This window comes from Pseudomonas sp. ES3-33 (assembly GCF_000952175.1).
Classification (GTDB): Bacteria; Pseudomonadota; Gammaproteobacteria; order Pseudomonadales; family Pseudomonadaceae; genus Aquipseudomonas; species Aquipseudomonas gregormendelii.
The window spans coordinates 13606-33672 of record NZ_JZRI01000131.1; the positions used below are offsets into that span (position 1 = coordinate 13606).

The following is a 20067-nucleotide window of genomic DNA, read 5'->3' on the forward strand; positions in this document are numbered from 1 at the left end:
GGGGCCGCTGGCCCTTGAATGTTGGTTAAACACGGAGAGATCGGGATGGTATTTTCATCCAATGTGTTCCTGTTTCTGTTCTTGCCGATCTTTCTCGGCATGTACTATCTGAGCGGAATACGCTATCGCAACCTGCTGCTGCTGCTCGCCAGTTACGTGTTCTATGCCTGGTGGCGCGTGGACTTCCTTGCACTGTTCGCAGCCGTCACGCTGTGGAACTACTGGATCGGCCTCAAAGTCGGCGCCGCCGGCGTGCGTACCAAACCGGCACAGCGCTGGCTGCTGCTCGGCGTGGCTGTCGACCTGTGCATTCTGGGCTACTTCAAGTACGCCAACTTTGGCGTCGACAGCATCAATGCGATGATGACCTCGGTCGGCCTGTCGCCCTTCATCCTGACCCACGTGCTGCTGCCGATCGGTATCTCGTTCTACATCTTCGAGTCCATCAGCTACATCATCGACGTCTATCGCGGTGATACCCCGGCGACACGCAACCTGATCGACTTTGCCGCTTTCGTGGCGATCTTCCCGCACCTGATTGCCGGCCCGGTCCTGCGTTTTCGCGACCTCGCCGATCAGTTCAACAACCGCACCCACACCCTCGACAAGTTTTCCGAGGGCTGCACGCGGTTCATGCAGGGTTTCATCAAGAAAGTCTTCATCGCCGACACCCTGGCAGTGGTCGCCGACCACTGCTTCGCCTTGCAGAACCCGACCACCGGCGACGCCTGGCTCGGCGCCCTGGCCTACACCGCGCAACTGTATTTCGACTTCTCCGGCTACAGCGACATGGCCATCGGCCTGGGCTTGATGATGGGTTTCCGCTTCATGGAAAACTTCAAGCAGCCGTACATCAGCCAGTCGATCACCGAGTTCTGGCGGCGCTGGCACATCAGCCTGTCCACCTGGCTGCGTGACTACCTGTACATCACCCTGGGCGGTAACCGCAAAGGCACGCTGACGACATATCGCAACCTGTTCCTGACCATGCTGCTCGGTGGTCTGTGGCACGGTGCGAACATCACCTACATCATCTGGGGTGCATGGCACGGCATGTGGCTGGCGATCGAAAAGGCCCTGGGCCTGAATACCTCGCCACGCAGCATCAACCCGATCCGCTGGGCCCTGACGTTCCTGCTGGTGGTCATGGGCTGGGTCATCTTCCGCTCGGAAAACCTGCACGTCGCCGGTCGCATGTACGGCGCGATGTTCAGCTTCGGCGAGTGGTCGCTGTCGGAACTCAACCAGGCCAGCCTCACCGGCCTGCAAGTGGCGACCCTGTTCGTGGCCTACGCCACCCTGGCGTTCTTCGGCATTCGTGATTTCTACAGCAACCTGCCGCCTGAAAAGTCCAAACCTGCGGTGGACGCTACGGCCGAAGGCCCAGCGACTGCCACCCCTGGAATGATCAAGGCCGTACCGGGCGACAACCCGGCCAGCATCCACGAACCGGGCTACACCGTTGGCGTTGAAGCCACCGTGCAACCGGCCTACTGGACCGCTGACTGGTCGCGTTACGTGATGCGCACCCTGGTACTGCTGCTGTTCATTGCCTCGATTTTCAAACTGTCGGCGCAAAGCTTCTCGCCGTTCCTTTACTTCCAGTTCTGAGGGATCTGACCATGACCCGCTCATTACGTCTGTTCTACATCGCCCTGTTCATGGTGATCCTGGTGGTCCTGGGGCTGTGGTCCACGCGCAGCTTCCTGGGCTTCAGCACCAACGCCGAAACCACGGTACTCAACGGGCGCTGGGCCAAAGCGGTCGAGACGCACTACGACGAAGAGTTCCCGATCAAGCGCCTGGGCACCAACCTGTGGGCTGCGCTGGATTTCAAACTGTTCAACGAAGGTCGTCCGGGCGTGGTGCTCGGTCGCGATCAATGGCTGTACAGCGATGAAGAGTTCAACCCGATCGTCAACGAAGAGTTGAACCTGCAAGGCAACTACGCGCTGGTCGAAGGCGTACGCCAGACCTTGAAAGACAAAGGCGTGAAACTGGTGATGGCGATCGTGCCGGCCAAGGCGCGCCTGTATCCGGAGCACCTGGGTGACGTGAAGCCCTCGAGCATTCACGGCAACCTGTACCAGGACTTCCACGCCCGCGTGGCAGCCAACAAGATCCTCGCCCCGGACCTGCTCGGCCCGTTCAACCAGGCCAAGCTCAGGGGTGAGCAAGTGTTCCTGCGCACCGACACTCACTGGACGCCGGAAGGCGCGCAAGTGGCTGCCGAAACCCTGGCCAAAACCATTACCGCCAAGTTCCCGCTGAGCGGCGAACCGCAACACTTCGTCACCCAGCCTGGGGAGAAAGTCACCCACAAAGGCGACCTGCGCCTGTTCCTGCCGCTGGACCCGCTGTTCGAAAACCTGATGCCGGCACAAGAGCCGTTGCAGAAGCGCAACACGGTCGCCACTGGCGAGCAGCCAGCCGGTGATGACGCCCTGTTCGCCAACACCGAAGTTCCCGTGGCGTTGATTGGCACCAGCTACAGCGCCAACCCGAACTGGAACTTCGTCGGCGCGCTGAAACAGGCGCTCAACAGCGACGTGGTCAATTACGCCGAAGACGGCCATGGCCCGATTCTGCCGATGCTCACCTACCTCAAAAGCGACGCTTTCAAGAACAGCCCGCCACAGGTGCTGATCTGGGAGTTTCCTGAACGTTATCTGCCTGTGAACAACGAAATCGGTGACGCCGACCCGCAGTGGGTCGCAGAGCTTAAACAAGCCGGCGCCCGCCAACAAAACGTAGCCGCAAACACTAAATCCGAGACGCCCGACCGGGCGCAAAACTGAAAGAGAGAGGTACTACCATGACTTTCACTACAACTCCTCGTCGTCTCGCCAAGACCTTTGCACTGGCCGCGACCTTCAGCGTCCTGTCGATGAACGCATTCGCCGGTGGCGACTCCGCGCTCTACGGCCCGACCGCACCGAAAGGCTCGAGCTTCGTGCGTGTCTACAACGCAGGTAATGCTGAAGTCAGCGCCACCGTCGGCAGCACCAACCTGGCCGAAGTCGCGCCGCTGTCCAGCACTGACTTCAGCTTCATGCCGGGCGGCGACTACAGCGCCAAGGTCGGCAGCCAGTCGCTGCCGGTAAAACTGGCCGGTGACCACTATTACACCCTGGTCAACAACGCCAGCGGCGCGCCGCAACTGATCGAAGAACCGCCGTTCAAGAACAAGCAGAAATCCCTGGTACGCGTGCAAAACCTGAGCGACAAGGCCCTGACCCTGAAAACGGCTGACGGCAAGACTGAAGTTGTGCCGTCCGTGGCGGCCAAGGGCCGTGGCGAGCGTGAAATCAACCCGGTCAAAGTCAGCCTGGCCCTGTACGACGGCGCCACCAAAGTCGGCGACGTGAAACCGGTTGCCCTGGAACGCGGTGAAGCCGCCGTGCTGTACGTCACCGGCAAAGGCAGCAGCCTGTCGCCAGTCTGGGTAAAACGCCCGGTTTCGACGCGCTAATCATTTTTTCGGAAGGCTGACACCCACCGGGGCCTTGAAACGGGCCCCTGTAGGAGCTGCGTCGACCTTCTGACACGGAACAAAAACAAGAGTGAAACGACACAGCGTTCGTAGCTCTAACCAAACGATTTTCAAGGAGTAACAACATGATTCCGGTGATCTTGTCAGGTGGTAGCGGCTCACGTCTTTGGCCGCTTTCGCGTAAGCAATTCCCCAAGCAGTTCCTCGCCCTGACCGGCGAGCACACGCTGTTCCAGCAAACCCTGGAACGCCTGGTGTTCGATGGCATGGACACCCCGATCGTGGTCTGCAACAAGGACCACCGCTTCATCGTCAACGAACAGCTCAGTGCCCGCAAGCTGGAGACCCAGCGCATCCTCATGGAGCCGTTCGGTCGCAACACCGCGCCTGCGGTAGCCTTGACCGCGATGATGCTGATCAACGAGGGTCGCGATGAGTTGATGCTGGTGCTGCCGGCCGACCACGTGCTCGAAGACCAGAAAGCCCTGCAGCGAGCCCTGGCCCTGGCGACAGTCGCTGCGGAAAACGGCGAAATGGTGCTGTTCGGCGTGCCGGCCACCAAACCGGAAACCGGCTACGGCTACATCAAGTCGACCAATGATTCGCTGCTGCCCGAAGGCGTCAGCCGCGTCTCGCAATTCGTCGAGAAACCGGACGTGAAACGCGCCACCGAGTTTGTCCAGTCCGGCGGTTATTTCTGGAACAGCGGCATGTTCCTGTTCCGCGCCAGCCGTTTCCTCGAAGAGCTGAAGAAGCACGATCCGGACATCTACGACACCTGCCTGCTGACCCTTGAGCGCAGCGAACAGGACGCGGACACCATCACCTTCGACGAAGCCACCTTCGCCTGCTGCCCGGACAATTCCATCGATTACTCGGTGATGGAAAAAACCCAACGCGCCTGCGTCGTGCCACTCACGGCCGGCTGGAGCGACGTCGGCTGCTGGTCGTCGCTGTGGGAGGTCAACGAGAAGGACGCCAACGGCAACGTCACCAAAGGCGACGTGGTGATCCAGGACAGCAAGAACTGCATGATCCACGGCAACGGCAAACTGGTGTCGGTGATCGGCCTGGAAAACATCGTGGTGGTCGAAACCAAGGACGCCATGATGATCGCGCACAAGGACTCGGTCCAGGGCGTGAAACAGATGGTCAATACCCTCAACGAGCAGGGTCGCAGCGAAACCCAGAACCACTGCGAGGTCTATCGCCCGTGGGGTTCCTACGACTCGGTGGACATGGGTGGACGCTTCCAGGTCAAGCACATCTCGGTCAAGCCGGGCGCGTGCCTGTCGCTGCAGATGCACCACCACCGCGCCGAACACTGGATTGTGGTCAGCGGCACGGCGGAAGTGACCTGCGACGACAACGTGTTCCTGCTGTGCGAGAACCAGTCGACCTACATTCCGATCGCTTCGGTTCACCGCTTGCGCAACCCGGGCAAGATTCCACTCGAGATCATCGAAGTGCAATCGGGCAGCTACCTGGGCGAAGACGATATCGAGCGGTTTGAAGATATCTACGGTCGCTCCACCCCGATCGAGCGTGGCGTGTCGGTGAAAACCATCGCGCAGTAAGCGTTCAGCAAAACAGGAAGCCCCCGCCCAGACCGCTGCGAATCCCCATCCGCAGCGGGTTGGTCGGGGGCTTTTTTGTAATCCATCAAGATCAAAAGATCGCAGCCTTCGGCAGCTCCTACAGGGTGCGCGCCGCCATGTAGGAGCTGCCGAAGGCTGCGATCTTTTGACTTTGGCACTGCCCATCGCCAACCTCCCCTGCGCTTAGGTAGGATGACGTCCTCTAACCCTGAGGTTTCGCGTCATGTTTATCGGCGTCCTGCTGGTCATTACCTGGCTGGTCCTGCTCCTGCGCTACCCCGCCAAAGCCTTGCCGGTGTCCCTGGCGGCCGCCGTTGGGCTGGGCCTCGTGGCCACCTGGGTCATCTGGATGGATCATCGCGAGCTCAAGCAACTCGAACGCCTGGAGCTACGTATCAGCTATGCACCACAGAGCTGCCCCGCAGACCGGCCGTTGCACCTGACCATGAACAACGCCAACGACGTGCCGCTGACCGAACTGCGCTGGCGCGTCGGTGCCTATGCGCCGGGCGACACGGTCAACCTCGCCGACAACCAATACACCGCACCGCGCTACCGTGGCCCTGGCGAACTGCAGGCCGGTGGCAACTGGGAAGACTGTTTGCCCATGCCGCCGTTGCGTCCCGGTTATCGCCCGGAAACCCTCGAGTTTCGCGCCGAGCGTCTGCAAGGCAGTTTCTCCGACTGACCTCTCCATTTTCTCCTGCACAAGGACTGCGCCATGCCGATTGCGTTGATTACCGGTTGTTCCAGCGGCATTGGCCGCGCCCTAGCCGACGCCTTCAAGGCGGCCGGTTACGAAGTCTGGGCCAGTGCCCGCAAACCCGAAGACGTGGCCGCGTTGAGCGCTGCCGGCTTTACCGCCGTGCAGCTGGACGTCAACGACGCTGCGGCGCTGGAGGTATTGAGTGCACGGATCAACCAGGAGCGCGGCGGCCTCGATGTGCTGATCAACAACGCCGGGTATGGCGCCATGGGGCCGCTGCTCGATGGCGGTGTGGCGGCGATGCAGCGCCAGTTCGAAACCAATGTGTTCGCGATTGTCGGTGTCACCCGCGCAATGTTTCCGGTGCTGCGTCGCACCAAAGGCCTGGTGGTGAATATCGGCAGCGTATCCGGGGTGCTGGTGACACCATTCGCCGGCGCCTACTGTGCGTCGAAGGCCGCGGTACATGCCTTGAGCGATGCGCTGCGCATGGAACTGGCGCCGTTTGGTATCCGCGTCATGGAAGTTCAGCCGGGCGCAATCGAGTCCAGCTTCGCGAAGAATGCCGGCCATGAAGCCGAACAATTGATCACCGAGCAATCACCGTGGTGGCCGCTGCGTGAAGGCATTCGTGCGCGGGCCAAGGCCTCGCAAGACAACCCGACCCCGGCCACTGAATTTGCGGCGGGGCTGCTCAAGGCTGTGCAACAAAACAAACCACCGCGACTGCTGCGGTTGGGCAATGGCAGCCGGGCGTTGCCGTTGCTGGCGGGGTTGTTGCCCAAGGGATTGCTGGAGTCGGGGTTGATGAAGCGGTTCGGGTTGCGTGGGCAGCTCTGATACCGAGTCGACCCAGCAATACGTAGCGTTTCAGAGTCCGTTGTTGACGATCACCGTACAGGTAATCCCCGCCGCCAACAGCACCCCCTCCGGTACCTCGTCGATGTGAATCCGTACCGGCACCCGCTGGGCCAGACGTACCCAGTTGAAGGTCGGGTTCACATCGGCGATCAGCTCGCGGCTCTGCGGGTTGTCCCGATCGTAGATGCCGCGGGAAATACTCTCGACATGTCCCTTGAGCACTTCGCCGCTCATCAACTGCATGTCCGCCTTGTCGCCCACCCTTACGTGGGGCAGCTTGGTTTCTTCGAAGAAGCCGTAGACCCAGAACGAGTTCATATCCACCACGGCCATTTTTGCTTCGCCGATGCGCGCATAGTCGCCACGATGCACGTTGAGATTGGTGACATAACCGTCGACTGCAGCACGTACTTCGGTGCGCTTGAGATTCAGTTGCGCCGCTTCCAGTTGCGCCTGGGCGTGCTGGTAATCAGCCAGGGCCGAGTCGGCGATGTTGCTGGCGTCGTCGCGGTTCTCTTTGGAGATCACCAGCGCGTCCATGTCGGCGCGACGATGGGCGTTGACCTTGCGCATTTCCCAGGTCGACTTGCGTGAGGCCACCAGCGCCTGGGCCTGTTTGACCGCGATGCGGTAGTGCTCGGGATCGATCTGCATCAACAGATCGCCTTTGCGAACCAACTGGTTGTCGCGCACCGGCACATCCACCACTTCCCCGGTGACATCGGCGGCAACGTTGATGATGTCCGCGCGCACCCGGCCATCGCGCGTCCAGGGTGTGTCCATGTAATGCACCCACAGGGTCCGGCCGATCCATATTGCAAGCGCCAGCACCAGCAACGTGGCGAGCAGGCTGAAAAGCTTTTTCATCAAGGCATTCTCTAAGGCAGAGAGTCAGTGGTAGACAGTCAGCGCCAAGGCGCCAAACAGACAGGTAAACAGGCTCAGGCGCAGCAACGCCGGGTGCCAGAAAAAACGGTAGAGGTCGAACCCGGACAGGAACCGGTCCAGGGCCCAGGCCAACGCGACGGCGAGGAAGAACATCAGCGTCATGGTCGGCATGTACACGCCGTGGAAGGCAATTTCACGAGGCATGATCAAGTCCTTGGGGCCGGGTGGCGGCATACGCGGCCAATGGCGATTGCGGGTCCAGCAGCGAGGTGCGGATGAAGTGCAGGTAGCTCTTGACCCGACGTAGCGCCGAGGTATCAAAGTGCGGCGCGAAAGGTTCGTCGGTGGCCTGTACGCGACTGATGGCGTGGTCGACGGCGATCAGGCCGCGCTCCAGATTGCTCTGGCTCGGCTGCAGGAACAGGCGCACCAGGGAGCGACCCATCACGCGAATCGCCTGGCGCCACGGCTGGGACTCGGCATAGGCCGGATGCACCGGCAGGATCGCCTGCTCCTTGCGCAACTCGATGATCGCGTGGCCGACTTCCAGCACCACGAACATCCAGCGCAACAAGTCTCGTTGCACCTGAGGCTGACCCGCCGCGAGCCCGTAGGCCTGGTGCAGCAGGTCGCGGGTGCGGCTTTCGAAACTGGAGGCCAGGCCCTTGAGCTTGCCGCTGATGGCGAACACCACCTGGCCGCGCAGGTCCTGCTCCAGCCGGCGCCACAGCCAGCGGCTGTTGGGCGGTAAAATGATCGCCCCGGCGGCCGCGCACACCAGCATGCCCAACACCATGGCGATGTAGTCGTTGATGAAAGTGTAGGGGTTGTAGACCGTGAGGTTATCGGGGACAGATCCAGTGCTGAAGAAGATCAGCAGGCCCAGGCCTACACCGGCATATTGCGGCCGCGACGACAGGAACGAGCCCAGCACGATTACTGGCGCGAGCATCACGCACAGCAACGGGAAACCGTCGATCCAGGGGAAGATGAAAAACATCTCGATGAAACCGATCAGCGCGCCGAGGAGGGTCCCGCAGGCCATTTGAAACGCCATGCGCTTGGGGTTCGCAGTGGCAGCGGACAGGCCAATGGTCGCGGCGGCAATCAGGGTCATGGTCGCCCCGCTCGGCCAGGCCGTGGCCACCCAGTAACTGCCCAGCACCACCAGCACAAACGCCGCGCGAATGCCTGATGCGGCCGCCGCCAGCCAGTTGGTCTGCGGGGTGAACGGCTCGTCCCACTGCTCCCGCGCATGGCGGTGCTCGGCCAGCGAGGCGTGTGTCTGGGCGTACCCGTGCAGGTCGTCGACGAAGCGATACAGCAACTCGTACGCGGTATGAAAATCCAGCTGCTCGGAATCGCTCGGTTCACTCTCCTGGAATGTTGCCCGCAAGCTGCGCACCCGGGCTGGCAAATGCTCCTTGTAGGTCGCCAAAGCCAACGCCAGGCGTGCGGCATCGGGGCTGGTCAGGGCGCGACCGCTGAAGTTGTCGAGCAGTTCGGCCAGGTCCTGCAGGCCCGGGGTGATGGCCGCCACCACGTGATCGGTGCCACTGCTGCGCAGCCGTTCCAGCAACTGATGCAGGGCATTAAATCGGGTGGTGATGCCCATGAACTCGCTGTTCAGGCGATTGAGGCGGCCATTGCGCCGGCGCATGTGCGGGTCCTCGAATACGGTGACACTGCGCAGGCCTTCCAGGCCGACCGCTTCAGCAATAAACCGCACGTTGCTGGCTTCAAACGCGTCCCGCTGGCTGCGGCCGCGCAAGCCATCGGTGACGAACAGGGCAAACACGCCAAAGCGTTGATACAAGGCATTGCGCATTGCCGCACTGGCGGTTTGCGGCAAGATCGCGGCGCTGACCAGGGTGGCGCAGAGAATCCCCAGGGAGATTTCCAGCACCCGCCAGACGGCCGCCATGAAGGCGCCGTCCGGATGGGCCAGCGCCGGCAGGCCGACCATCGCGGCGGTGTAGCCGGCCAGCACAAACCCGTACGCGCGGAAATTGCGGTAACGCGCCGCCCCAGCCGAACAGATGCCGACCCAGATCGCCAGCGAACCCAGGAACAGTTCGGTGTTCTGCCCGAACAGGGCAATCAGTGCGACCATCACCGCCGAACCCGTCAGCGTACCAAGGAAGCGATAGAAGCTCTTGGCGAACACCTGACCACTCTGCGGTTGCATGACGATAAACACGGTAATCATCGCCGTGCGCGGCTGCGGCAGTTCCAGGCGCATCGCCAGCCACAGGGTCAGGAAGGCGGCGAACAGCACTTTAAAGATGTAGACCCAGGTCACGCCATCGCTGCGCGCCCAGTCAAAAAAGCCCCGGCGCCATTCGAGGGAGTACAGCCAGCGCAGCGGTGCGGGCAAGGGTGTCATGGTGTCCTGCTCAATGAAATTTTGTCGGACGCAAGCCCTGCAGGCGACTTGGAACCTGTGGGCGCGAGCCTGCTCGCGATGGCGCTTTGTCAGGCAACACACTCATTGACTGATGCGCCCTCATCGCGAGCAGGCTCACTCCCACAGGGTCTGCCGCAGGTGTGGTGATCAATGGGAGAGGCTCCTGAGCAGGGCCGGGGTTTTCGGCGCCTGGGTCTGGCTGTCTTGCGGCACATCCGCGCCCGCCCCTAACCCGCCGCCCAGTGCTGTCACCAGCTCTGCGTGGGCACTCAGGCGCGCGGCCTGGACCTGCTGCTGCACTTGCTGCTGTTTGAACAGCAACGTCTGGGCATTGAGCACATTGAGGTAATCGGTGAGACCGCGCTGGTAGGCGATCATGGCGATGTCGTAGGTCTTCTGCGCGGCGGCCACGGACTCGGCGGCGAACGTCTGCTGCTTGTCCATGGACTCGCGGCGGATCAACTGGTCCGAGATGTTCTTCAGGGCGTTGACCAGGGTCTGGTTGTAGCGGGCCACGGCGATGTCATAGCCGGCCGATGCTTCACCCAACTGCGCCCGCAACCGACCGCCGTCGAAGATCGGCAACGAGAGCGCCGGACCGACGCTGTAGTTGAGTTTCTTGCCGGTCAGGAACTCCAGTGCCCCACCGCCAGTGGCCATGTAACCGAGGCTGCCGACCAGGTCGACGTTGGGGTAGAAACCCGCATGCGCGACATCGATGCCCCGCGCCTGCGCCGCCACTTGCCAGCGACTGGCAACCACGTCCGGCCGTTGCCCAAGCAACTGCGCCGGCAGCGCCGATGGCAGCTTCAACGCCGCCCCCAAGGACAAGGTCGGCCGCTGCAATTGCGCCCCGTTACCAGGCCCAAAACCTGCCAATGCCGCCAGCTGATTGCGGCTGAGGGCGATCTCCTCGTCCAGCGCGTCGAGTTGGCGATGGGTTTCGGGCAGCGGGGTTTCGGCCTGGCTGACTTCAAAGTGCGTACCGATGCCGGCGTCCAGGCGCTTTTGCGCCAGTTCAAGAATCTGCTGTTGCTGCTGCAGCGTCGCGGCCACGATGTCGCGCTGGGCGTAATGCAGCGACAATTCGATATAGGCGCGCACGACGTTGTTCTGCAATTCGAGCTGAGCCTGCCTGGCCTCGGCGGCGCTCATATGCGCCAGGTCCACGGCGCGCTCGCTGGCATTGCGCTCGCGGCCCCAGAGGTCGAGGGCGTAGCTGAAGCCCAGCGCGGCGTTGTTGTCCCAGGTCGTGGTATCGGCCAGTTCGCCCGGCCCGTAAAACTGATCGGAAGGCCAGTTGTGGCGCTTGAGGGTCGACTCGGCGTTGATCTGCAGTGACTCGGCGGATTCGGCGATACCCGCCATGGCCCTGGCCTGGCGTACCCGTGCGGCTGCGATGGCCAGGGTCGGGCTGCCCTGCAGGGCCAGGTCGATCCAGTGATTCAACTGAGGGTCGCGGTAGGCCTGCCACCATTGAGCGACAGGCCAGTTGGCGTCCTTTGCAGCGTGTTGGATAGCTTCGTCGGTGGCCAGGGCATTGGCCTGCAGTGCCTCGCCCTGCGGGGCGATGCCTGCGGTGCCGATGCAGCCGCTGATGACCAGGGAAAGGGCGAAAACACTGAACGTCTGAAGCGCTCTGCTGATGCGACGCGGCACTGCGGATATTCCTGAAATAAGGGAGATCCCCGTAGGAGCTGCCGCAGGCTGCGATATTTTGATCTTGAATCTTAAGATCAAAAGATCGCAGCCTGCGGCAGCTCCTACCAGGGTGGGCGCAATTCTAGGGGCGGGTTTTGTTGGCGATAAGCTGGGATTCTTGTGAATCTTTGTTACCGTTAACGCGATAATCCCTTGGTCGGGGTCTCGGACTCTGAAACGTTGTGTCACAATTTGTCATTCGCCCAGAGAGCACCCCATGGACACTTTGCAAAACATGCGCGCCTTCAGTTACGTGGCCGAGGCTGGCAGCTTCACCGCCGCCGCCGTGCAACTCGACACCACGACGGCCAACGTCTCGCGCGCGGTCTCCAACCTGGAGGCCCACCTGCAAACCCGACTGCTCAACCGCACCACCCGCCGCATCGCGCTCACCGAGGCCGGTAAGCGCTACCTGCTGCGCTGCAAACAGATCCTTGCCTACGTCGAAGCAGCCGAGGCCGAAGCCAGCGACGCGCACGCCCGCCCTGCCGGCCAGCTCAAGGTGCACACCATGACCGGTATCGGTCAGCACTTCGTGATCGACGCCATCGCCCGCTACCGCAAAACCCACCCCGACGTGACCTTCGACCTGACCCTGGCCAACCGCGTGCCAGACCTGCTCGACGAGGGCTACGACGTGTCCATCGTGCTGGCCAGCGAATTGCCAGACTCCGGCTTCGTCTCGCAACGACTGGGCATCACCTACAGCATCGTCTGCGCCTCGCCGGCCTATGTGAAAGCCAATGGCTGTGCGCACAAACCCAGCGACCTGCTGAACCACGCCTGCCTGCGCCTGGTGAGCCCGGTGATACCGCTTGAGAAATGGACGTTCGATGGCCCGGAGGGCCAGGAAATGGTCACCATCAATACCTCGCCGTTCCTGGTGAATTCAGCGGACGCCATGAAAACGGCAATCACCAGCGGCATGGGCGTGGGCGTTCTGCCGGTTTACGCGGCCATTGAAGGCCTGCGCAACGGCACGCTGGTGCGGGTAATGCCCAATTACCGCTCACAGGAACTGAACCTGTATGCGATCTATCCTTCGCGGCAATATCTGGACGCGAAGATCAAGACCTGGGTCGAGTACCTGCGTGGGTCGTTGCCGGAAATATTGGCGGCGCATCAGGCGGAATTGGCGGCTTATGAATTGAGCGGCAGCCTGGCCGGTGTCCGGCTGGCGAATTGACTGCCCAGGCTCGCCCGGTACCGGAAAAGAATGTTAGCGTGCTTGGCATTCTCACCGCCCGACGAGCCCTCCACCCATGAAAAAGACCGTACTCGCCTTTAGCCGCATCACGCCACAGATGATCGAAGACCTGAAGCAGGATTTCGACGTCATCGTGCCCAACCCGAAAAACGGCGATATCAACGCCCAATTCAATGAGGCCCTGCCCCACGCCCATGGCTTGATTGGTGTCGGACGCAAGCTCGGGCGTGCGCAGCTGGAGACCGCAGCCAAGCTGCAGGTGGTGTCCAGCGTCTCGGTGGGCTACGACAACTACGATGTGGCGTATTTCAACGAGCGCGGCATCATGCTCACCAATACCCCTGACGTCCTGACCGAGAGCACGGCGGACCTGGCGTTCGCCCTGATCATGAGCAGCGCCCGCCGGGTAGCTGAACTGGATGCCTGGACCAAGGCCGGCCAATGGCAGGCCAGCGTCGGCGCGGCGCTGTTCGGCAGCGATGTGCATGGCAAGACCCTGGGCATCGTCGGCATGGGCAATATCGGCGCCGCGATCGCTCGGCGCGGCCGCCTGGGCTTCAACATGCCAATTATCTACAGCGGCAACAGCCGCAAGAGCGACCTGGAACAGGAACTCGGCGCGCAATTTCGCAGCCTCGACCAGTTGCTGGCCGAAGCCGATTTCGTCTGCCTGGTGGTGCCGCTCAGCGAGAAGACCAAACACCTGATCAGCCATCGTGAACTGGGACTGATGAAGCCGGGCGCAATCCTGGTGAACATCTCGCGCGGGCCCGTGGTGGATGAACCGGCACTGATTGAAGCGCTGCAGAACAACCGCATTCGTGGCGCGGGCCTGGACGTCTACGAGAAAGAGCCGCTGAGCGAGTCGCCGTTGTTCCAGTTGAAGAACGCCGTCACCCTGCCGCATATCGGCTCGGCCACCCATGAAACCCGTGAAGCGATGGCCAATCGCGCCATTATTAACCTGCGCAGCGCCCTGCAGGGCGAACGCCCACAAGACCTGGTCAATCCGCAGACCTGGAAAGGCTGATTGTGACCTGGCACGCCTTCACCGGCGTGCCATGTATCTGACAGCAGTGAAAGACTCGTGAAGGCCCTGCTGCTTATGCCAATTTGCCGGCCATGGGTCTGGTCGTCGCGCGAGGCTTACGGAACACCAGCACGTTGCCCAGCATGACCAAAACCAGCCCGACGAGTGCCGGAGCGGTCCACTGATAACCTTCGGCAAATGCCGAAACATTCAGTGCAACCACCGGGAACAATACGGTGCAGTAAGCGGCTCGTTCCGGCCCCATGCGGCCGACCAATGTCAGGTAGGCGGTGAAGCCAATCACCGAACCTGGAATCACCAGATAGAGCAATGAGCCGATGTAACGGCCATTCCACTCCATGTCGAACGGGATGCCCCTGACCAGGCACCAGGCCGACAACATTGCTGCGCCATAAGCCATGCCCCAGGCATTGGTCGTCAGCGGCTTGAGGCCAGCTTTCTGCTGCAGGCTCGACAACATGTTGCCGGCAGAAAAACACAGCGTGCCGCATAGCGCCAACCCCAGGCCCAGCAGGGTTTCCGGGGAGGCGGTGTGGCCCGCAAGCTCTGGCCAGAACAGTAAACCGAGCCCCATCAGGCCCAAAGCACCCCCCATCAAGACGTTACGAGCGATTTTCTGACCGAAGAACACCCGGGCATTCAAGGCGTTCCACAAGGTGGCCGTGGAAAACACCACCGCCACCAGACCGCTGGGGATCCACTGGCTGGCGGTGAGGAAACACATGAAGTTGACGCAGAACAGGCACAGACCCTGCGCCAGGCAAATCAGATGGCCGCGGCGATTCATCACCTGCAGGCGTCGGGTAAGCAGCAACATCACGAACAGCACCAGCGCGGCGAGGCCGAAGCGATAAACGATCGACACCGGGATAGCGACCACGCCCAACTGCCATTTCAAGGCAATCCAGGTGGTGCCCCAGATCAGCACGGTCAGCAAATACAACGAAAGGTTCATGGTCAAAACTCCTGAATAGGAGCTCAGTGTCCTGCGTCGGGTTTCGGCGCACTTGCATAAACTTGCGCTTTTGTCCGGCCACGGGCTGGCAGGTCACGTGCTACGGAGTAGGATGCAAGGCGTTGGAGAATCGATAATGCCCGCACTGGAATCCCTGCAAGTCTTTCAAGCCCTTAACCGTTCGGCCCATGCTCGCCTCGAGCACAGCGCCGAACTCGGTGACGGCATGGCGGCAGCCCTGTGGAACAATCATCACGACGCTCAGGATTACGAAGCGCCCAGTCACCACACCTTGTCCTGCTACATCGGCGGCGGTACCGGCACCTTTCGCCGTGATCAGCCCGGCATCATGGGCGGCCCGGACAAGCTGTGCATCCTGCCTGCCGAACATCCCTCGGCCTGGGTGATCAATGGCGATATCCGCCTGGCTCATGTGTATTTCAGCCCTGAGCAGTTTGCCCTCGGTTGCGTCACCCTGCTCGACCGCGAACCTCGCGAATTGCTCCTGCGCGAGCACACCTTTCTCGACGACCCGATCCAGGTCCGGCGCTTTCGCCAGTTGATCGCGCTCAACTGGGACGAGCCTGGCGAACGCCTGCTCACCAGCAGCCTGGCCCACGAGATGCTCAGTCACGTATTGCTTGGCCAGGTGGGCAAGCGCGAAGGATTGCGGCTCAAGGGCGGACTGGCGGCGCATCAGCGGCGGCAACTGGTCGAATTCATCGACAGTCAGCTGGCCGAGCCCATCAGCCTGGGGCAACTGGCCGGATTGTGCGCGTTGTCGGAGTATCACTTTGCGCGGATGTTTCGCCAGAGCTTTGGCTTGCCGCCGCACCAGTATGTGCTGGCGCGGCGCTTGCGTCGGGCGCAGGACCTGTTGCGCACAAGCGCACAGCCCTTGGGGGAGATTGCACTGGCGTGCGGGTTTTCCAGTGCCAGTCATTTCACCAACCGGTTTCGCCAGGCGTTGGGTGGGACGCCTGGGGAGTATCGGCAGGCTTTTTTACGATAGGCTTGGGGGGGGGTGGCGCCTATGCTGCCGCCTTCGTCAGAACTCCAGCGTACTCGACAGCGTCACCTGCCGCGAATCCCCCATAGAAACGAAGAAGCGGCTCGCCGCCGAGGTGTAGTACGTGCGATCAAACAGGTTCTTCACGTTGAGCTGGAACTTGACCGTCTGCCCCTCGACCTTGGTGTCATAGGTGGCAAACGCATCCGCCACCGTGTAGCTGGGCAGGTCAAAATCATTCACCGCGTTGCCCGCCCTCTCGCCGACGTAACGTGCGCCGGCGCCCACCCGCAACTGGTCACCTCCGACTATATTGCCGAAGTCATACACCGCCGACAGCGAGCCGCTGTTCTTCGCCACATTCTGCAGTTTCTTACCCTTGTAAGTGGGATCTTCAGTGACCTCGGCGTCGGTGTACGCGTAACTGCCAATCATGCTCCAGCGGTCACTGAGCTGGCCGCTCAGATCCATTTCCAGGCCACGGGATCGTACTTCGCCAGCAGCGCTGTAGAGGGTCACCGGCCCTTCGGAATTGGCGACCAGCACATTGCGCTTCTTGATGTCGAACAACGCGATGTTGCCGGTGACGCGCCCTGGCAGATCCAGCTTGGCGCCGACCTCCCATGACTTGGCCTCTTCGGGGGCGATGCTGCCATCGAGCACCGTGCTGCTGCCGCTCAGCGGCGCAATGGTCGAGTTGGGCTTGAACGATTCGGTGTAGCTGCCATAAAACGACAGGGCATCGGTGTAGCGGTACACCAGGCCGGCGCGGGGCACCCATTTCTGGCCGTTGCTGTCGGTGTTGGCCTGGAACGGCACGCCTTTGCCGGCGTACTGGTCGTACGCCTGGAATCGCGCGCCACCGACCAGAATCCACTGCTCGTTCAAGTGAATCGAGTCCTGCAGGAACATCGAATCGCTGCGCAGCAGGTCGGTCTGTGCGCTGTCCGCCGGGCTGACTGTGGTGCCTTCCACTTCGCGGCCGTACACCGGATTGATGTAGCTGAAGGTGCTCAGGCTTTTCTGGCGGATCAGGTCGGCACGGTAGATCTTGCGGTACTCGTCATCGATCCCGAACACCAGGTCATGCTGCATGCCTGCCACATCGACGCGCCCCTCCACGCTGGCCGTGGCGAAGCGATCGGTGCTGATCGCGTTGTGCGTGCCGTCCATGCTGCGGGTCAGCGTGCCGTTAGTGGTATTGATGGCCGTGACGCGGACCTGGCTGGCGTCGTAGGTCTCGCGGTTCCAGCTGTAGCCCAAGTGCGCGCTCCAGTTGTCATTGAGCTGGTGATCGGCCTCGAAATGATAGAGATCCGACCGGCCTTCCATGTCGTTGAACGGCTCGTCGAGGCGACGCCCGCGGGAGATGTCCAGCGGATGATTGTCCCGGGGATCGATGACCGTGCCGCGGTCGAACGGGGTGAGAAATTCCCGGTGTTCATAGGCGAACAACAACGTGGTGTTGTCACCGAACCAGGCCAGCGACGGCGCTACCAGGGTCTCGCGCTGCACTCCGTAATTGCGCCAGTAATCCTCGTCATCGTGGTCCAGCACCATGCGGTACGCGAACCCGGAATCACCCAGGGCACCGGTGCTGTCGAGGCCGCCGCCGCTGCCGTTCTTGCCGTTGCCGTAGGTCGAGCCGCGCAGGTTCAGGGCGTTGTATTGCTCAAGCTCGGGCTTCTTGCTGACCATGTTGACGACACCGCCGGGGTCTTGAATCCCGTACAGCAGCGAAGACGGGCCCTTGAGCACTTCGACCCGGTCCACCGTGGCGTTGAGGCCCCTGCCCTGTATCACCGGCATGCCATCGCGCATGATCGAGCCATTGCGGTTATCGCCGAAGCCGCGGGTCATCACCGAGTCCTGGGTGCTACCCAGCGTGTTGCCTTGGGTGATGCCGCTGACGTTGGCGAGTGCATCATCCAGATTGCGCGGTGCCTGATCGCGGATGACCTGGGCCGGGATCACGTTGACGGTCTGCGGGATTTCCTGGAGCAACGCCTGCGAGCGCATCACCGAACTGGTGGGCGGCGGCTGATAGCTGGTGGATTGATCCAGCACCGAGGTGATGGTCGTCGCGCCGAGGTTCACAGCGCCCTGGGTGGGCAGCGGCTCCAGCGCGAGGGTATGAGCATCCGTTCGACGGAAGGTGAAGCCCGAGCCGCCCAGCAAACGCTGCAATGCCTGCTCGGCACTCATCTGCCCGCTGACCGCCGGGGCGCTGATACCGTAGGGCGCTTCGTCGGTGTAGACCACGCTCAGGCCGGTGATCCGGCTGAAGTCGGCCAGGGCCTGAGGCAACGGTTTGGCGGGCAGGGCGAAAGTGAACTGGGAATGTTGCTGGGTTGCCCCGGCGTCAGCGCCCAAGGCAACGCCCGACGGCAGCAAGGCCGACGCCGTCAAGCCCAGTGCAGATGCACCCAACCAATGTTTGACCGAAACCAATTTTGCCCTGGACTTCATTGCTCATGACCTGTGTAGAACCGCAACGGATGCGAATGACTCGCAGTTTCAGTCACTACACGGATGGCGCGGGGTTTTACCTCACCTTGATTTTTGAAATATTTCTAGAAGATCAAAAGATCGTCCGAACGCGGCCCGAGCCTTCGGACGATCTTTTGATCTTGCTCTACCGCAAAATAATCAGATGCCCGAACACCTGGGTCTGCTCAAACCCCAACACCCCCTGCAATGAACTCAACACCGCCTGCGGATCCTTGCTTGGGAAGCTGCCGCTGACCCGGCGTGCCGCCAGTTCATCGTTCAGTAACAGGATCCGCCCCGGGTAATAGCGTCCAAGGTCTTTCACCACATCCGCCAGTGGCGCCCTGTAGTAATTGAGCCAGCCCTGGCGCCAGGCCAGTTGCGCTTCACTGTCCACACCATGGAGTGTCTGCGCTGCGCCGGCGCCGTAAGTCAGCTGCTGGCCCGCGCCGACAATCTGCTGCGCAGCCTGCCTGTGCGCCGTGACACCGACGCGCCCCGACAGCACCGTCACCTGAGCGCCAACGGGTTGCAGGCGTACCTCGAACTGCGTGCCCAATACCCGCGCCTGGCCTTGTTCGGCGTCGACGACAAAAGGCTCGCCGGTGTGAACGACACTGAAAAAACCGGCGCCGCGACGCAAATGCACGTGCCGTTCACCACCAGTGAAATCCACCGCGATGGCGCTGTCTGCATCGAGCGTCACCTGGGACTGATCAGCCAGCGTCACCGTGCGGATCTCCCCCGGAGCCGACACATAGTCCGCCCCCAGGTCATCCAGCCAGCGCATCGGCTGCCACCCGACGCCCATGCCGACCATCAACAAAAGACAAGCCGCCACTGCCAAGCCACCGGCCCAGCGCCGCACAGGGTACTGGCCGGAACGACTCATCGCATCGAGGTAACCCTGCAAGGCAAGCGCATCTTCGGCGGCCAGGGTGCGTGCCGGTGCTTCGCTCAGTTCCCACACCACCTGGGCCTGGGCATAGGCCTCCGCGTGGGCGGGATCGGCTTGCAGCCAGTGACTGAAGGTCACTTGGTCGCCACTGCTGGGATGGTCATGCAACAGGCTCAGCCAGGCGTAGGCGGCCTGCTCCTGAGCCGGCGTGGGAATGATACGTTCAGCGTGGTTCACGGTGCTTTCCCTGGCGTGCGCGGTTCGGTGTCCCGCAAGCTTGCCTTGCAGGCGTCGAGGGCGCGCATCATATGTTTTTCCACGGCACTCTGGGACAGGCCCATGGCCTTGGCGATCTGCGCATATTTGCGCCCATGGAGGCGATTGAGCAGAAAAATCTGCCGCGTGCGCTCGGGCAATGCGCGCAACGCTGCCTCGACGTGGCGCAAATCATTGCCGGCTTCCAGCGCCGCCTCGGGCTCGCTGCCATGGCTGTCCGGCTGTTCCGGCAACCGACCCTCGTTGCTGCGCACCCGCGCGCCTTCGCTGCGCAAATGGTCGATGGCAATGTTGCCGGCACAACGCAGCAGGTAGGTACTCAGTTCCTCGACCTGCACCAATGGCCGCCGCCAGAAACGCAGGAACAAGTCCTGCACCAGATCGGCGGCCGTCGCCCGACAGCCCACCCGCCGGCTTACCAATGCCTCCATTTGCGAGCGCTGGGACAGGAACACTTGCAGGAAATGCGCGCGTCCCCCGCCTTGGTGTTCGTCTTCACCGGATTCGGGCGGGTGTCCGATCATCGA

The 20067-nt window shown here is 61.9% G+C and carries 17 protein-coding genes; 9 read left to right on the forward strand and 8 right to left on the reverse strand.

What is annotated here, in order from left to right; translation table 11 throughout:
* Positions 1-45 precede the first annotated feature (45 nt).
* The 6 genes from UB23_RS21910 to UB23_RS21935 all read left to right on the forward strand — a co-directional run bounded on the left by UB23_RS21910 (position 46) and on the right by UB23_RS21935 (position 6637).
* Positions 46-1611, forward strand: a complete 1566-nt coding sequence (locus tag UB23_RS21910) for an MBOAT family O-acyltransferase (RefSeq protein ID WP_045061379.1) — start codon at positions 46-48, stop codon at positions 1609-1611.
* A gap of 11 nt (positions 1612-1622) precedes the next feature.
* Positions 1623-2798 carry an alginate O-acetyltransferase gene (locus UB23_RS21915; protein ID WP_045061380.1) on the forward strand — a complete coding sequence of 392 codons (1176 nt, stop codon included), beginning with the start codon at positions 1623-1625 and terminating at the stop codon, positions 2796-2798.
* A 17-nt stretch (positions 2799-2815) separates the two neighbouring features.
* Positions 2816-3472, forward strand: a complete 657-nt coding sequence (locus UB23_RS21920; protein WP_045061381.1) for an alginate O-acetyltransferase AlgF — start codon at positions 2816-2818, stop codon at positions 3470-3472.
* Positions 3473-3618: 146 nt separating this feature from the next.
* Positions 3619-5070, forward strand: coding sequence for a mannose-1-phosphate guanylyltransferase/mannose-6-phosphate isomerase (locus UB23_RS21925; protein WP_045061382.1), 1452 nt, complete (start codon positions 3619-3621; stop codon positions 5068-5070).
* Between the two features lie 244 nt (positions 5071-5314).
* Entirely contained in the window at positions 5315-5779 is a 465-nt protein-coding gene (locus tag UB23_RS21930) for a multidrug transporter (RefSeq protein WP_045061383.1), read from the forward strand.
* 33 nt (positions 5780-5812) lie between these two features.
* Complete coding sequence (locus UB23_RS21935) at positions 5813-6637, forward strand: SDR family oxidoreductase (protein WP_045061384.1); 825 nt, start codon at positions 5813-5815, stop codon at positions 6635-6637.
* 30 nt (positions 6638-6667) lie between these two features.
* Here UB23_RS21935 and UB23_RS21940 read toward each other — a convergent pair whose 3' ends face one another.
* The 4 genes from UB23_RS21940 to UB23_RS21955 form a co-directional block, all read right to left on the reverse strand.
* A complete protein-coding gene (locus UB23_RS21940; RefSeq protein ID WP_045061385.1) occupies positions 6668-7525 on the reverse strand; it encodes an efflux RND transporter periplasmic adaptor subunit in 858 nt (285 codons plus the stop codon).
* 24 nt (positions 7526-7549) lie between these two features.
* Positions 7550-7750 carry a DUF1656 domain-containing protein gene (locus UB23_RS21945; RefSeq protein ID WP_045061386.1) on the reverse strand — a complete coding sequence of 67 codons (201 nt, stop codon included), beginning with the start codon at positions 7748-7750 and terminating at the stop codon, positions 7550-7552.
* Positions 7740-9932 (reverse strand): FUSC family protein, encoded by a 2193-nt coding sequence (locus UB23_RS21950; RefSeq protein WP_045061387.1) that lies wholly within the window; start codon positions 9930-9932, stop codon positions 7740-7742. Before UB23_RS21950 ends, UB23_RS21945 begins: the two co-directional genes overlap by 11 nt.
* Positions 9933-10100: 168 nt before the next feature.
* A complete protein-coding gene (locus UB23_RS21955) occupies positions 10101-11612 on the reverse strand; it encodes an efflux transporter outer membrane subunit (protein ID WP_045061388.1) in 1512 nt (503 codons plus the stop codon).
* Positions 11613-11871: 259 nt separating this feature from the next.
* Between UB23_RS21955 and UB23_RS21960 the strand changes: the two genes are divergently transcribed.
* Both UB23_RS21960 and UB23_RS21965 read left to right on the forward strand, forming a co-directional pair.
* Positions 11872-12840, forward strand: coding sequence for a LysR family transcriptional regulator (locus UB23_RS21960; protein ID WP_045061389.1), 969 nt, complete (start codon positions 11872-11874; stop codon positions 12838-12840).
* Between the two features lie 76 nt (positions 12841-12916).
* Positions 12917-13891, forward strand: coding sequence for a 2-hydroxyacid dehydrogenase (locus UB23_RS21965; RefSeq protein WP_045061390.1), 975 nt, complete (start codon positions 12917-12919; stop codon positions 13889-13891).
* Positions 13892-13964: 73 nt separating this feature from the next.
* On the opposite strand, the gene UB23_RS21970 is transcribed toward UB23_RS21965, so the two are convergent.
* A complete protein-coding gene (locus UB23_RS21970; RefSeq protein WP_045061391.1) occupies positions 13965-14867 on the reverse strand; it encodes a DMT family transporter in 903 nt (300 codons plus the stop codon).
* A 136-nt stretch (positions 14868-15003) separates the two neighbouring features.
* Here UB23_RS21970 and UB23_RS21975 point away from each other — a divergent pair, with 136 nt between their 5' ends.
* On the forward strand, positions 15004-15879 hold the full coding sequence (locus UB23_RS21975) for an AraC family transcriptional regulator (RefSeq protein WP_045061392.1): 876 nt from the start codon (positions 15004-15006) through the stop codon (positions 15877-15879).
* A 36-nt stretch (positions 15880-15915) separates the two neighbouring features.
* Here UB23_RS21975 and UB23_RS21980 read toward each other — a convergent pair whose 3' ends face one another.
* The 3 genes from UB23_RS21980 to UB23_RS21990 all read right to left on the reverse strand — a co-directional run bounded on the left by UB23_RS21980 (position 15916) and on the right by UB23_RS21990 (position 20064).
* The gene (locus UB23_RS21980; RefSeq protein ID WP_045061393.1) at positions 15916-18345 is read right to left on the reverse strand and encodes a TonB-dependent siderophore receptor; all 2430 of its coding nucleotides are present in this window, start codon (positions 18343-18345) and stop codon (positions 15916-15918) included.
* A 166-nt stretch (positions 18346-18511) separates the two neighbouring features.
* The gene (locus UB23_RS21985; RefSeq protein WP_045061394.1) at positions 18512-19501 is read right to left on the reverse strand and encodes a FecR family protein; all 990 of its coding nucleotides are present in this window, start codon (positions 19499-19501) and stop codon (positions 18512-18514) included.
* Positions 19498-20064 carry an RNA polymerase sigma factor gene (locus tag UB23_RS21990; protein ID WP_045061395.1) on the reverse strand — a complete coding sequence of 189 codons (567 nt, stop codon included), beginning with the start codon at positions 20062-20064 and terminating at the stop codon, positions 19498-19500. The genes UB23_RS21985 and UB23_RS21990 overlap by 4 nt, the downstream gene beginning before the upstream one ends.
* Positions 20065-20067 lie beyond the last annotated feature (3 nt).

What these genes read in the sequence shown, in the direction of transcription:
- UB23_RS21910 (WP_045061379.1), top strand. Translation starts at nt 46, where the DNA reads ATGGTATTTTCATCCAATGTGTTCCTGTTTCTGTTCTTGCCGATCTTT.
- UB23_RS21915 (WP_045061380.1), top strand. Translation starts at nt 1,623, where the DNA reads ATGACCCGCTCATTACGTCTGTTCTACATCGCCCTGTTCATGGTGATC.
- UB23_RS21920 (WP_045061381.1), top strand. Translation starts at nt 2,816, where the DNA reads ATGACTTTCACTACAACTCCTCGTCGTCTCGCCAAGACCTTTGCACTG.
- UB23_RS21925 (WP_045061382.1), top strand. Translation starts at nt 3,619, where the DNA reads ATGATTCCGGTGATCTTGTCAGGTGGTAGCGGCTCACGTCTTTGGCCG.
- UB23_RS21930 (WP_045061383.1), top strand. Translation starts at nt 5,315, where the DNA reads ATGTTTATCGGCGTCCTGCTGGTCATTACCTGGCTGGTCCTGCTCCTG.
- UB23_RS21935 (WP_045061384.1), top strand. Translation starts at nt 5,813, where the DNA reads ATGCCGATTGCGTTGATTACCGGTTGTTCCAGCGGCATTGGCCGCGCC.
- UB23_RS21940 (WP_045061385.1), bottom strand. Translation starts at nt 7,525, where the DNA reads ATGAAAAAGCTTTTCAGCCTGCTCGCCACGTTGCTGGTGCTGGCGCTT.
- UB23_RS21945 (WP_045061386.1), bottom strand. Translation starts at nt 7,750, where the DNA reads ATGCCTCGTGAAATTGCCTTCCACGGCGTGTACATGCCGACCATGACG.
- UB23_RS21950 (WP_045061387.1), bottom strand. Translation starts at nt 9,932, where the DNA reads ATGACACCCTTGCCCGCACCGCTGCGCTGGCTGTACTCCCTCGAATGG.
- UB23_RS21960 (WP_045061389.1), top strand. Translation starts at nt 11,872, where the DNA reads ATGGACACTTTGCAAAACATGCGCGCCTTCAGTTACGTGGCCGAGGCT.
- UB23_RS21965 (WP_045061390.1), top strand. Translation starts at nt 12,917, where the DNA reads ATGAAAAAGACCGTACTCGCCTTTAGCCGCATCACGCCACAGATGATC.
- UB23_RS21970 (WP_045061391.1), bottom strand. Translation starts at nt 14,867, where the DNA reads ATGAACCTTTCGTTGTATTTGCTGACCGTGCTGATCTGGGGCACCACC.
- UB23_RS21975 (WP_045061392.1), top strand. Translation starts at nt 15,004, where the DNA reads ATGCCCGCACTGGAATCCCTGCAAGTCTTTCAAGCCCTTAACCGTTCG.
- UB23_RS21980 (WP_045061393.1), bottom strand. Translation starts at nt 18,345, where the DNA reads ATGAAGTCCAGGGCAAAATTGGTTTCGGTCAAACATTGGTTGGGTGCA.
- UB23_RS21990 (WP_045061395.1), bottom strand. Translation starts at nt 20,064, where the DNA reads ATGATCGGACACCCGCCCGAATCCGGTGAAGACGAACACCAAGGCGGG.